Source organism: Acinetobacter pittii (assembly GCF_034067285.1).
Classification (GTDB): Bacteria; Pseudomonadota; Gammaproteobacteria; order Pseudomonadales; family Moraxellaceae; genus Acinetobacter; species Acinetobacter pittii_E.
Genome location: NZ_CP139286.1, coordinates 3260460 through 3273517, shown reverse-complemented (window position 1 = coordinate 3273517; position 13058 = coordinate 3260460). Strand labels below are relative to the sequence as shown.

At 40.3% G+C, this 13058-nt stretch carries 9 protein-coding genes and 2 tRNA genes; 5 read left to right on the top strand and 6 right to left on the bottom strand.

Features of this window, described 5'->3' with window-relative positions; translation table 11 throughout:
• Window positions 1–41: 41 nt before the first annotated feature.
• From SOI81_RS15435 to rne, 4 genes are all read right to left on the bottom strand, one after another.
• A tRNA-Lys gene (locus SOI81_RS15435) sits at window positions 42–117 on the bottom strand.
• Window positions 118–139: 22 nt separating this feature from the next.
• A tRNA-Lys gene (locus SOI81_RS15430) sits at window positions 140–215 on the bottom strand.
• 120 nt (window positions 216–335) lie between these two features.
• The gene (locus SOI81_RS15425; RefSeq protein WP_239974913.1) at window positions 336–2177 is read right to left on the bottom strand and encodes a long-chain-acyl-CoA synthetase; all 1842 of its coding nucleotides are present in this window, start codon (window positions 2175–2177) and stop codon (window positions 336–338) included.
• 191 nt (window positions 2178–2368) lie between these two features.
• Window positions 2369–5695, bottom strand: a complete 3327-nt coding sequence (gene rne, locus SOI81_RS15420) for an Rne/Rng family ribonuclease (RefSeq protein ID WP_320540967.1) — start codon at window positions 5693–5695, stop codon at window positions 2369–2371.
• A 721-nt stretch (window positions 5696–6416) separates the two neighbouring features.
• Between rne and SOI81_RS15415 the strand changes: the two genes are divergently transcribed.
• The 4 genes from SOI81_RS15415 (at window position 6417) to SOI81_RS15400 (ending at window position 9445) form a co-directional block, all read left to right on the top strand.
• The gene (locus tag SOI81_RS15415; protein ID WP_239974909.1) at window positions 6417–7349 is read left to right on the top strand and encodes an RluA family pseudouridine synthase; all 933 of its coding nucleotides are present in this window, start codon (window positions 6417–6419) and stop codon (window positions 7347–7349) included.
• On the top strand, window positions 7346–8020 hold the full coding sequence (ppaX, locus tag SOI81_RS15410; protein ID WP_239974907.1) for an HAD-IA family hydrolase: 675 nt from the start codon (window positions 7346–7348) through the stop codon (window positions 8018–8020). Before SOI81_RS15415 ends, ppaX begins: the two co-directional genes overlap by 4 nt.
• Before the next feature lie 74 nt (window positions 8021–8094).
• A complete protein-coding gene (locus SOI81_RS15405) occupies window positions 8095–8790 on the top strand; it encodes a helix-turn-helix transcriptional regulator (protein WP_016142314.1) in 696 nt (231 codons plus the stop codon).
• A gap of 49 nt (window positions 8791–8839) precedes the next feature.
• Window positions 8840–9445, top strand: a complete 606-nt coding sequence (locus SOI81_RS15400; RefSeq protein ID WP_239970103.1) for a glutathione S-transferase family protein — start codon at window positions 8840–8842, stop codon at window positions 9443–9445.
• 58 nt (window positions 9446–9503) lie between these two features.
• Here the strand turns inward: SOI81_RS15400 and SOI81_RS15395 are convergent, their stop codons facing one another.
• Both SOI81_RS15395 and hcaR read right to left on the bottom strand, forming a co-directional pair.
• Window positions 9504–10181, bottom strand: a complete 678-nt coding sequence (locus tag SOI81_RS15395; protein WP_016142312.1) for a DUF1345 domain-containing protein — start codon at window positions 10179–10181, stop codon at window positions 9504–9506.
• 258 nt (window positions 10182–10439) lie between these two features.
• Window positions 10440–11345, bottom strand: a complete 906-nt coding sequence (hcaR, locus tag SOI81_RS15390; protein WP_262457092.1) for a DNA-binding transcriptional regulator HcaR — start codon at window positions 11343–11345, stop codon at window positions 10440–10442.
• A 654-nt stretch (window positions 11346–11999) separates the two neighbouring features.
• Here hcaR and SOI81_RS15385 point away from each other — a divergent pair.
• Window positions 12000–13052: an MBL fold metallo-hydrolase gene (locus tag SOI81_RS15385; RefSeq protein WP_320540966.1), complete on the top strand. Its 1053-nt coding sequence runs from the start codon at window positions 12000–12002 to the stop codon at window positions 13050–13052.
• The last annotated feature ends 6 nt before the right edge of the window (window positions 13053–13058 follow it).

Below are 13058 nucleotides of genomic sequence, written 5' to 3'. Positions count from 1 at the left end.
CAATAAAAAAAGCCTCTCGAACTGAGAGGCTTTTTAGAATTTGGTGGGTCGTCCGCGACTCGAACGCGGGACCAACGGATTAAAAGTCCGCTGCTCTACCAACTGAGCTAACGACCCAAATAGGTTCAAAACAGATAAGTGGTGGGTCGTCCGCGACTCGAACGCGGGACCAACGGATTAAAAGTCCGCTGCTCTACCAACTGAGCTAACGACCCGTATCGTTTTGATGTCGCGTATTTTAGCAAGTTATTCAACTAACACAAGAGGAAATTTAAAAACATTTGCATGATTGCCTATAAAAAGCACGATTTCCTCTTATTTAGCTAAAAAATGAACTAAAAACGGTATTTATACGCCTGAATGTTGTCAAAAATTTCACTTGTGATGTCACAGTAACTGCTTTCACCAGGCAATAATGCAAGTAAACGTTCAGAAGTTTTGCTTGGATTAAACGCATCTTCCTTCAATTTGTTCTTTTGGTACTTAAAAGTACCTGTGGTTTCAACTTTAGCTTGTATACGTAAAAACACTGGTACCGCGTAAGTAGGTAAGCATTTTTTAAATACAGTCACCATTTCTGTTAAATCAGTGTCATTTAACTCGGCACCATCAGCTAGTGTGATTGCTGCCATACCTGCACGACCATTAGTATTTGGAATTTCTACGCCATAGACGACAGCTTCAGCGATCTTGTCATATTCACACACCATGTTTTCAACTTCGGTGGTAGATACATTTTCGCCTTTCCAGCGGAAGGTATCACCTAAGCGGTCAACAAACTGAGCATGACGGAAACCAATATTACGAACAAGATCACCTGTGTTGAAATATGAGTCACCTTTTTTAAAGACATCTTGCATAATCACAGATTTATTCTTTTCTGGGTCGGTATAACCGTCAAATGGAGAGCGACTGGTAATTTTTCCTACCAATAAACCGACTTCGCCTGCTTTAACTTTCTTACACCAGCCATTCTTATCGCGTATCGGTTCGTTTTTCTCTTTATCAAACTCAATGATAGCGTATGGCGTAGGGGAGAAGCCTACTGTGTTGTCAAAGTTGAAAATATTACTAAAGCCAACGTTGCCTTCACTTGAAGCATAAAGCTCTAGAACTTCCTGGACACCAAAACGTTGTTTGAATTTATCCCAGATGTTTGGACGCATACCATTACCAATCATTTTGGTTACACGGTGAGCACGGTCAAGCTCTGTAGTTGGAGCATCCATCAAGTAACGGCAAAGTTCACCTACGTAGCCGATTGCAGACGCATTAAACTTCTGTACATCTTTCCAGAATGCACTGGTTGAATATTTACGACGGATGGCAAGGGTAGCGCTTCCTGCAATCACACCACACCAGCAAACAACCACGCCTGTTGCATGATATAGCGGCAAAGTGACATACATCACATCATCTGGACCAAGATTTAAAATATGGCCGTAAGTACCGTAGGCGAGTGTCCAACGACTATGTTTAAAAATAACTGCTTTTGGTAAGCCCGTTGTACCCGAAGTATAAATATAAAACAGACCATCATTTCCATGAACAGAATGTGTGGTCGATGGATTGAATTTCGGGAATTGATCAATTTCTATTGCAAGATTGGCATAACCTTGAGGCGCAGTTCCCGCATCTTGACGCGTTGCCTGATCTGCAAACCAATGAAAACGGTCTTGAGGAACGTTTAAGTCTTGACGAATTTCATCAATTGCAGCACGGACTTCTTCACCTGCAATCACTGCAATTGGTTTTACAAGATTGATGCTATGAGCGAGGACTTTACCGACTTGAGATGTGTTCACAAGCGCAATAGTCACCCCAATTTTAGCTAAACCCACAATAGTAGCAATGAGCTCTGAACGGTTCTCAACCATTACGGCAATCACGTCACCTTTACGTGCGCCGAGAGATAAATAATAGTGAGAAATCTGGTTAGCCCATTCATTTAAAGCTTCGTATGAGTAACTTTGATCTTCAAATAATAAAGCAGTACCTTTTGGATTTCGCTTAACAGCTTTCTCAAAAGCTACGCCTAATCCAGTTGGTGTATTTGCTGTTCTTAAATAAGCCTGTTTAAGACCATTCAGGATATGGGGTACTTTGGGAATAAAGCTAGGAAGTCTAGTGGCAACATCCCCAAGCGTAATGATATCGGTCTGTGTTGTCTGGCTCATATCAATCCTATTTATTTTTCGATCAATCCAAAAAAGGTTGCGTTGGCAAAAGTACAGTATTTTTCATGGTTCACCATGCTTTTAAAACTTTTCTTCTAGTGCAATCAACCTAATTGGTTAAAAATAACAAAAAAAACCTAGTCATCGAAATGACTAGGTTTATTTAAATTAGCTGCAATTGAGCAAATGATTTACTCAGCTACAGGATTTGCTTTCTTTGGTGGACGGCCACGAGGGCGACGAGGACGACTTGGTTTGTCCTTATCAGCTTTAGAATCTTCTGACTCACTTTCCGCAGGAGCTTCAGTTGGCTCTACAGCCTGTTCTGTAGCTGCTTTGGCTTTTGCAGTTGCTTTTGGCTGTTTCGCAACCGGAGCTTCAACTACAGTTGTCGCTGGTGTTTCTTCTACGCTAGCTGCAGCCTCAGTTTCCTGATCAAGCTCAAGCGGTTGCTGTTTTGATTCAACAGGCGCTTGTGTTTCAGCAGTAGGAGCAACAACAGTTTCTTCTACAGTCGACGCTACAGGAGCAGCTTCTTCTGGTGCAGAATGTTGTTGCTTAACTTGCTCAAAAGCCTGTTCAGCAGCAAGTTTCGCTAAACGACGACGCTCACGCGGATCATTAGCAACACGCGGTGTTGCCTCTTTTGGTGGCGTTAACGGAAGTACTGGCGCAGGTTCTGCTTCTTGTGAAGGCTTGTTGCTTGGAAGCTCAGCATCACGAGTAACAGGCTTTTTATCTTCAGTTTCAGCTGCGACTTCGGTTACTAGAGTACTTGCATATTGCTCTGCAAATTTCTGCAATGCACGATTGAATGTTGGAACTAAACCAAACTGTTCAATCAATACTGTACAGTCTTCACCGTAAACATGACGGATCAAGCTACCAATCGTATATTGCGCCAACGTTGGAATTTGCGATGGGGCAATTGATGGTGTAACAGCTTTAGCTCGTTTTGCGTTGCGTTGTTCACGGCGACGCATACGAGGATCATTACTCGCACGTTGAATTTGCGGTTGAGTTTTCTCAACCTTTGGTTGAGGAGCTTCTGCTTCAGCAGTTACTGTCTCTTCCACAGCAGCAACAGGCGCTGGAGCTGGCTCTTGAACAACTTCAACAACAGGTGCTTTTTCAGTACGTTCAAGAGGTTGCTCAGGCGTTAAAGCAATAATTTCGCTTTGTGCTTGATCAAGATTGATGACTAAGGCTGTATTCATGACTTCATGCTGTGGAGCATCAATCAAATCAACCTTAATTTGTTTTTCATCAACAACTGCTGGTGCTGGCGTATTTTGATTTTCATTTAATACGCTTGGATCGCGGTGGCGATTCGGACGGTTTGGACGTTGTTGATTATTACGGTCACGACGTGGCACAGCATGCTCAGCTTGTTGACCATCATTTTGATGTTGGGCATGTGGCTGATCTTGTTGTTGACGCTTTTGTTGACGTTTTAATTCACGTTGCTCTTGGCGTGATAACTGTACAACCTCTTCATGAACCTGCTGTTGTTGTGGTTCTTGATTATGGTGGTGCTGATGTTGTTCACGTTGCTCTTTGTGCTTACGTTTTTTGTTGTTTGGACGCTGCTGTTGTACTTTATCGTCTTTCTCAACATTCTCACGTGCTTCCTGTTTAACAGGAGATTGAGAAATATAAGCATTGTTAGATGGAGCCGAAGTAACTTCAGCAACTGCTGGTGCTGTAACCTGGCCAAACTGTCCACGGCTAACAGCGCCTGTATTCACCATTTGTTCAATTGCCGCAGCAGCATTTTGTGCTGAGCGAGATTGATCAACTGTTTGAGCTTGTTTTTGAACAAAAAGATTTTCTAACCATGCACATGGGCTTGCTGCTTTTTGAGTGCTTGCCTGAGCAACAGCAGGTTGAGCTGCTTGATTTACTTTCTTTTGGTTAGCTGCGTTGTTGGCAGCAGGGGTTGCATGAGTATGGCCATGATCAGCTTCTTCTAAATGCCATTCAGAAGATTCATAACCTAACTCTTTTTCACTTGAACGAGTTGCTTCAGTACGTTCGTAGCTAGATGGTGCAAATCCATCTGGATTGTACTGAATTTCGTAGTGAGGTGTTTCTAAGTGTGGGTGAGGTAAAACAGTCACACGAACACTAGAAGTTTGTTCTAAATAAACAAGGCTATGACGTTTTTCATTGAGTAAAAACGCTGCAATTTCAACAGGTACTTCTACTTGTACTTCACCATGACGTTCACGAAGCGCGATCTCTTCTACTTTACGCATAATAGAAAGTGAAAGTGAGCGTAAGTCACGAACCATGCCTGTACCATGACAGCGAGGGCACACATAACCTGTTGCTTCTTCAAGAGATGGACGTAAACGTTGACGGCTCATTTCCATTAAGCCAAAACGAGAGAGTTGGCCAAACTGAATACGTGCGCGATCGCTTTGTGTTGCTTCACGAAGTTTTGCTTCAACCATGCGTTGGTTGCGCTCTTTAGTCATATCGATGAAGTCGATTACAACTAAACCACCAATGTCACGAAGACGAAGTTGGCGAGCAATTTCTTCTGCTGCTTCTAAGTTCGTGTTTAGTGCAGTTTCTTCAACGTCATGTCCACGAGTCGATTTCGCAGAGTTAATGTCGATTGAAACTAAAGCTTCGGTCTGGTCAATCACGATTGAACCGCCAGAAGGAAGTTTTACTTCACGTTCATAAGCAGTTTGAATTTGGCTTTCAATACCAAAATGAGCAAACAATGGCTCGTTTAAAGTATAAGTTTTGAGTTTGTCTAATTGACGTGGCATCACTGCTTTAACAAAGTTATAAGCTTCGTTATAAGCCTGTTCGCTATCAATTAAAATTTCTGCAACATCATCACGTAAATAATCGCGGATAGCACGAGTAACAACGCCAGCTTCTTGATGAACCAGCATTGGAGATGGACCAGAGCTCGCTGTGCCTTGGATTTGTGTCCAAAGGTCAAGCAAATGCTGTAAGTCTAACTGTAATTCTTCTTGGGTACGGCCAATACCAGCGGTACGTACAATAACGCTCATACCACGCGGTAAATTTAAAGAAGCTAGAATTTCTTTTAGCTCTTCACGTACAGAACCTGAAATTTGACGACTAATACCGCCGCCTTTCGGGTTGTTTGGCATAAGAACCAAATAACGTCCTGCAAGTGAAATAAAGGTAGAAAGGGCAGCGCCTTTATTGCCACGTTCTTCTTTTTCGACTTGAACAAGTAATTCAGTACCTTCAGTGATAAGTTCACGAATGTTTGAAGTTTGTCGTGGGTCTGCTTGGAAATAACTGTTAGCAATTTCGCGCATAGACAAGAAGCCTTGACGGCCTGCGCCGTATTCAACAAAAACAGCTTCTAAAGATGGTTCTACGCGGGTTACATGGCCTTTATAGATATTGGATTTTTTCTGTTCTCGGGTACGATTCTCTAAATCAAAATCGTAAAGACGATTACCAGTGATAAGTGCAACGCGGACTTCTTCTGCGTGAGTTGCATTAATCAACATACGTTTCATGGGTGTGACACCTAATAGTGACCCACACAAACATATCGCACAAACTTAAAGGTTCTGAACGAACATCGAACATGACGGATCATTTCCCAGATCTCAAAATATTTGTGGTCTGAGTCATCTGTTACCGGCTACATTTAGCCTTAGCTTCGATTCTCGTCTGTGATGTAGGCAATACTGCTTCAACCTTTAAATCAGACTTCCTTAGTGCTTCACTGGCGGGTGAGCGGTGCATTGGTTAATGACTTTCACTGTCATTGGGCGCGAAGTGACTTCTTTTTGGAAGTTTGATACGGAATGCTCATCGTATCGGTGCTTTCGGCAGTTCCAATGCATCAACGCTTTAGCCTGAAGGCAACATTAAGGAGCGATTTGTCTGATGTGTATCAGTTTACGTTCCATAACCAACTAGAGTTGGTAACATATTTTTTTGAACAAACTGAATTAAACGCAACAGTTTGTCATTTTGCCGATATAATAAGCCTTCGGCGTCGGCATAATTCTTTAGGACCAATCCGAGCTGGTGATGAAAGCATCATTTTGATTGAGGTTTCAATCAGGGAAATTCCCTATTAGATGTTCACTTACGGCGGTATCCGTGCGCTGACTATATCAAACCTTGCAGCATCTGCCTATGGGCTAAGCTTAGATTTCTTGTGAAAAAACTAAGCTAATCGGTCATTTATTAATCAAATTTAGCAAAATTTCAGGTTTAAATATCAGTATGAATTCTACACAGCAATGGCAAAGTGTCACTTGGTTTGAGGTGGATGAACATCAAGCAGGACAGCGAATTGATAATTTCCTGTTTTCGCGTTTAAAGGGTGTACCTAAGAGTCGTATTTATCGTTTGATTCGTGAAGGTCAGGTTCGAGTAAATAAAAAACGTATTAAAGCTGAGACCAAATTAGAGATTGGAGATCAGATTCGTGTTGCACCTATTCGCTATGAACAAAAGGATGAAACAGCCGCTCCTGTGAGTGACAGTGTAGCACAAGGCCTACTCAGCCGTGTGGTCTATGAAGATGAAGGTCTGTTAGTCATCAATAAACCATCAGGTATTGCCGTACATGGTGGTAGTGGTGTGGCGTATGGTTTGATTGAGGCTCTACGTGCAGCAACAGGTAAAAAATACTTAGAACTAATTCACCGTATTGACCGTGATACTTCTGGTCTGGTCATGATTAGCAAGAAACGTAGTACTTTAAAGCTGCTACAAGATATGTTGCGTGAGCACAAAATTCGTAAGACTTATGCAGCAATTGTAAAAGGTCAGGTGAGTCTGGATAAACAACTCATTGATGCTCCTTTATTTCGTTATGAGTTAGCCAATGGCGAGCGTCGTGTACGTGTATCTAAAGAAGGTAAACCGAGTAAAACGGAATGGGTGGTTGCAGAGCGCTTTAAAAATGCGACTTTGGTTCATGCCTCACCTTTGTCAGGCCGTACCCATCAGATCCGTGTACATGGTTTAAGTATTGGACATCCGTTGTTGGGTGATGATAAATATGGACACACCACTGAGTACGCAGGTCCGCAAGCACGGCGTTTATGTTTACACGCGATGCGTTTAGATATTCCAGGTTATCCACCGATTGAAGCGCCGTTACCAGAAGACATGACCCAGTTATTAAAGGCTTTGAGAGTAGCAAAATGAGTCTGAAAACCGAATTAGTTATTTTTGACTGGGATGGAACTTTATATAACTCTGTTGGCCAGATTGTTGCTAGCTTACAACATGCAGCAGAGCAACATGAATTACCTCTAAGTGATGAAGCAGCAAAAAGTATTATTGGGTTAGGCTTGCCAGAGGTGATGCAGACCTTATTTCCAGAAGCGCCGGAGTTGCATGAATCGATCTTAAAAGCATATGGCGATCACTATATTGCTAATTCTACGGATGATGCATGGTTTGACGGTGTTGCTGAGCTATTACATGACTTAAAAGCGCAAGGTTTAAAACTTGCTGTAGCAACGGGTAAAAACCGTCGTGGTTTAGACCGTGTGATTGCAAAAACACAGAGTACTCATCTTTTTGACGTTACTCGAGCAGCCAATGAAACCCGTTCGAAACCAGATCCACTGATGTTGCAAGAAATTTTGACTGTAACAGGAGTGAGTGTTGAACAGGCGGTCATGATTGGTGACAGTAGTTATGACCTTGAGATGGCACAGCGTTTGGGTATGCCGCGTATCGGGGTAGGCTATGGGGTGCATTCGGTTGAAGTTCTGCAAAAGTTTCAACCTTTAACGATTGCTAAAGATGTACAGGAGCTTCATCGCTTTTTAAGAGAATATGCGCAATTATCTACTGTAGATGTCGCTTAATTTAAAAGATTTCAAAGAGGGAATGTGTTCCCTCTTAATCTAAGTTAAATAACAAAATAATAAGAAGAGAAAAAATGAGCCGTTCAATTCGCCTATTAAATCTTTTACAACAGCTTCGTGAAGCCCGTTACCCCATCACAGCGCAAGTCTTGGCTGAGCGCCTAGAAATTAGCGTTCGAAGTGTCTATCGAGATATTGATAGCTTACGTGAGCAAGGTGTAAGAATTGAGGCATCGGCAGGCCTTGGGTTTCAGCTTAAAGAAGACATTTTATTGCCGCCCATAACATTTAATGAAGATGAGGCAGAAGCTTTATTTTTAGCTTTAGAATGGTTGAAAGAAGTTCCTGATCAATCACTAAAATCTGCTGCGGTTTCAATTTATTCAAAACTTTATGCAGTCTTACCTAAACATCGAAAATATTTGCTTGATGATATGACCTTAGGGGTTGCCCATTATTGGTATCCTGTTGATGAAACGCTGGTAGCGCAAGTGCGTATAGCCATTCGTAATCAAGTAAAAATAAAAGTAGATTATTGTGATGAGCAAAACCGTTTGAGTGAACGTTCGCTTTGGCCTTTTGCTTTGGGATATTTAAACGGTAAAGTGGTACTCGCTGCTTGGTGTGAATTACGTCAGGCATTCCGCCACTTTCGAATCGATCGGATTCATCAGCTTCATATTAGCCAAGATAGTTATCCCGAATTTAAAAAGCTTCTGTTCCAAAAATGGTGGAAACAGGAAATGCAAAACGCTACTGACAAAAATTGACAAAGCCCAATTGTAAACTAGGAACTACGATAAACAAGGAGTGATAAGAATGAGCCTTAAACTTTATACTAACAAAGAGTCGCGTGGTGTCGTTATTGACTGGCTTTTAGTCGAGCTCGGTGTTGAATGTGAACGAATTGAAGTTGCATACAAGACCGAAATGAAATCCCCTGAATATCTAAAACTTAATCCTTTTGGAAAAGTGCCGGTATTGGTAGATGGCGATGTGGTTATTTATGAGTTAGGCGCAATCTGTGCTTATTTAGCTGATAAGTTTTCTGAAAAAGGTTTGGCACCTGCTTTAGATGATCCAAAACGCGGTTTGTACTATCGTTGGTTATTTGTGATGGCAGGTCCTTGGGAAGCTGCTGGTGTTGATAAAGCTTTAGGAATAGAAGTATCGCCTGATCAAAAGATGTTTGTTGGCTATGGCGATTACAATGATGCTTATCAAGCTTTAGTGCAAGGTTTGAGTGAAGCGAACCCGTATGTATGTGGCGAACAATTTACCGCAGCAGATGTAAGTGTTGGCGCCATGCTTTTATGGCAATTAAAAATGAAAACGATTGAATCACATCCGGCTATTACACGTTATGTTGAAACGATTAAACAGCGTGAAGGCTTAAAACAAAGCACTATGGGCCAACTGTTGTAAACGTACTATTCTTAAAAGTCACCCAAAAGGGTGGCTTTTTGTTGTTTGAATAAAGGTTTTAGTTGGTAAGAAAACCCGCAGCCACATTAATACAGATCGCTAAAATGGTAGTATTAAATCCAAAAGACAACACTGCGTGAAATAAGTTTAAAAGGCGCATATGTTTGGTGGTAATTGATACATCGGCAGTTTGTGCAGATGTACCAATAATATAACTAAAATATAGAAAATCAGGATAAGTGGGGTGTTGTGTTCCCGGGAAATCTAACCCTCCATTTTCCTCATTTCTAGACAAAGCCATATAAAAATCATGGGCATAATGTAAGGCAAAAACGGTATGCATAAAAAGCCATGCAGAAACAATGGTGAGTAAAGCTAAAGCCACATGACCTAACTTTGCAGAACTGTCAGAAGGGAGTTGTGATAGTTGAATTAGAATCGCAACCAGACACATGGTTAAGGCCAATAAAACTATCAACATAATGACCCATTTGCTTTCATCTTGTTTTTTAGCTTGCTGTTGCATTTGTGAATGATCGGCACTTTTCATGAGTTGCCAAACATGGAGTAAATAAATGCTAACCGAAGCATTCCAACTGACTAATAAAATAGTTGACCATTTCCATGAAGTTAACCATGTCAAAATACTAGCTGTAATCACTCCCATCAATAAAGCAATAAAGAAATGAGGGCGGTTTTGTACACTACGTCCAAGATGTTGAAATATACCAACCATTTTTTCCTTATCTCCTTTTATTACGTAATACATATATTATTTTTTATTGAATGGTGAAAATAATATCCAGTTTTATATAGATTTTATTTCACTTTCTTTCACTTATATATTATGAGATGTGTGCTTTTACTCAAATGGTAAAATAGAACAATAATCAAGATTAGACTGTTTATAAAAAGTATAAAATAAATAGAATGAATATTTATTTATACTTTTTTATAAAGATAGCCTTATTAATAATGAAATTATTTTTGATAATTAAGCGTGATTTAAGTTTTTATCGAGATGAAATACTTTAGTGAGTTGATCAATAAATTTTTGCACGCCTATAGATTGTGAGTTTTTACGGTAATTTACAAATAAATCAAGTGTCGGCAACTCAACGTCAAGTGGACGAACGACCGTATTTTTGATTCCTAAAGGTGCCACGTAGGCGGGTAAAATTGTACAACCTAATCCAGAGCCAAGAGAGTTAATATTGAAGAGCATACTGTCTGCTTTTTGAACAATATTGAGGTCGATATTGTGAGTCTTAGCGAAGTCTAAAATCGTGTTGTGTAATGTTTGTGATTGTTCGGCAGCGGGAATAATAAAATCAATGCCTTGTAAAGCATGTACGGGAATTCTTTCGTATTGAGCAAGCGGATGATTTTTAGGAAGCAAGAAAATTAAGGGTTCAGTTAAAACAAATTGGCTTTGGATTTCATCACTATCTGTGTTTTCACGGGTAAATGTAATGTCTAATTCACCTTTTTTTAAGGCTTTAAGCTGTTCGGTATTGTTTAAGTTAGATAATTCAATAGTAAGGTCGGGGTGTTGTAGTCGTAGATTAGGAAGAACGTAAGGGAAAATTTTCATTTCTGCGATGGGGACGAAACCGATACGTAAGAGTTGCTGTTTCGCCTTTGAAACCTGCCGTGCCATAGCAACCGCTTTTTCGGCTTGAGCGAGGGTGAGCCGAGCATGCTCTAAAAATACTTCACCTTCTTCGGTTAACTCAACTTTGCGTTTTGTGCGGTTTAAAAGTCGTACACCGACATCTTCTTCTAAATCTTTAATTTGCTGGCTAAGGGAGGGTTGTGCAGTGAAAAGTTTAAGAGCGGCTTTACTAAAATTTAATTCTTCAGCAACGGTAATGAAATATCGGAGATGGCGTAGTTCCATAAGACTAATCCAAAAAATGTCTTACTATGATTTAAGTGAAGTATAAAGCATAAATAGATATAGCGTGAAGGTGCTTTAGGTATTTATAAAATAAATGGAATTTTAATTTTCATTAAAGATTTAATATAGGGGACTAGGCTTTAATAATTCATAAAATATATTATTGATTAGTCAACAAATACATTATCTTTACTTAATCAAAGAATTTTTTAAATGTTTTGAATATTCATTTAAGAAATTCTCATAATATGCAAAAACGAGAATAATATAATATTTTTATAACTTGTAGGCCGTCTAAATCTACTGAACTGTAATTGTTACTAAATATATTATTTTTTGTTGAGTAAACTAATTCAAAGTTAAAAAATGGAAGCGATAAAAAGGAAACAGTACGGTTCTATGGTGGCTTTAGGCATTCTCTAATTGTTATGTTATACAATAGGTCTTAATAAGAATGGTAATTACTGACGCATAAACCCAACACATCTATGTATTTTTTATGGCACTCTAATTCGACTTAGGTTGGCTGTGTCCACGGTAAAAAGGATATTTATATGATAAATAAGTGTAAGTGCCATAGCTTAATTTCTTTTAATCGTTAAGATAGAAACCTGAACACATCCATTCTGCTGATGCTAAAACATAGAAAAGCCCATGAAAGACAAGCCGACATTAACATATCAATTGCCGACTCAGTCCTGTTGGACGCATACATGGATAAAACCTCCTTTTTGTCATCCCGAGTCTGGGCATGAAACGGATACACGTTTTTATAATCAACAGGCTAAATCACCTGCACGTGGTTCAAAAGAGTTATTGCGTTGGTTAGTTACGCGTGAGTCTTTTACATGGAAAGTAGATATTCAAAGTGAATATGAAACCCGCATAAATACGGCTGTAGCATTGCCACAAAATCGACCTCAAGCAGATTTAGATGATTGGCAAGTTTGGTTTGTTGGGCATGCAACTGTGCTGATTCAGATCGGACCTTATAACTTTATTACTGACCCAGTGTGGTGTGATTATGCTAGTCCCTCCCAAGGACGTGGACCGCGCCGTGTATGCCCTGCAGGTTTTGCACTAGAGCAATTACCGACAATTCATGGTGTTCTACTCAGCCATAATCATTATGATCATATGGATTTGGCTACGCTTGAATGGCTACACAAAAAATTCGCAATGCCAATTTACACTGGACTCGGGAATGGGTTTTACCTACCAAAAGAATTTCATGTGATTGAAATGGATTGGTGGCAAGAAATTCCCTATCACGAATTAAGAATAATCTATACACCTGCACAGCATGGTTCAGGTCGTGGTTTACGTGACCAGAATAAAGCACTCTGGGGTGGCTTTTCGGTTGTAGCTAAAACAGGCCATTGTTTCTTTGCGGGTGATACCGGTTATGCGGGGCACTTTAAGCAAATTCATGCTCGTTATGGTGCACCACGTGTAGCCTTACTTCCAATAGGTGCGTATGAGCCTCGTGAATTGATGAGCTATGTACATATGAATCCACAAGATGCGCTACATGCACACTTTGATTTACAAGCTCATCGTTCTGTTGCGATTCATTATCGGACTTTCCAGTTGACTGATGAAGACCGAGAAGATCCAGAGCATGCTCTAGGTCAAGCAATTAAAGCCTCTTCAAAGCTTGCTAATCCTTTTTATTGCATTCGGGAAGGGCATAAACTGACTGTCTAAAACTTA

Coding starts and splice junctions, on each gene's coding strand:
- SOI81_RS15425 (WP_239974913.1), bottom strand. CDS start 2,177: ATGAGCCAGACAACACAGACCGATATCATTACGCTTGGGGATGTTGCC.
- rne (WP_320540967.1), bottom strand. CDS start 5,695: ATGAAACGTATGTTGATTAATGCAACTCACGCAGAAGAAGTCCGCGTT.
- SOI81_RS15415 (WP_239974909.1), top strand. CDS start 6,417: ATGAATTCTACACAGCAATGGCAAAGTGTCACTTGGTTTGAGGTGGAT.
- ppaX (WP_239974907.1), top strand. CDS start 7,346: ATGAGTCTGAAAACCGAATTAGTTATTTTTGACTGGGATGGAACTTTA.
- SOI81_RS15405 (WP_016142314.1), top strand. CDS start 8,095: ATGAGCCGTTCAATTCGCCTATTAAATCTTTTACAACAGCTTCGTGAA.
- SOI81_RS15400 (WP_239970103.1), top strand. CDS start 8,840: ATGAGCCTTAAACTTTATACTAACAAAGAGTCGCGTGGTGTCGTTATT.
- SOI81_RS15395 (WP_016142312.1), bottom strand. CDS start 10,181: ATGGTTGGTATATTTCAACATCTTGGACGTAGTGTACAAAACCGCCCT.
- hcaR (WP_262457092.1), bottom strand. CDS start 11,345: ATGGAACTACGCCATCTCCGATATTTCATTACCGTTGCTGAAGAATTA.
- SOI81_RS15385 (WP_320540966.1), top strand. CDS start 12,000: ATGAAAGACAAGCCGACATTAACATATCAATTGCCGACTCAGTCCTGT.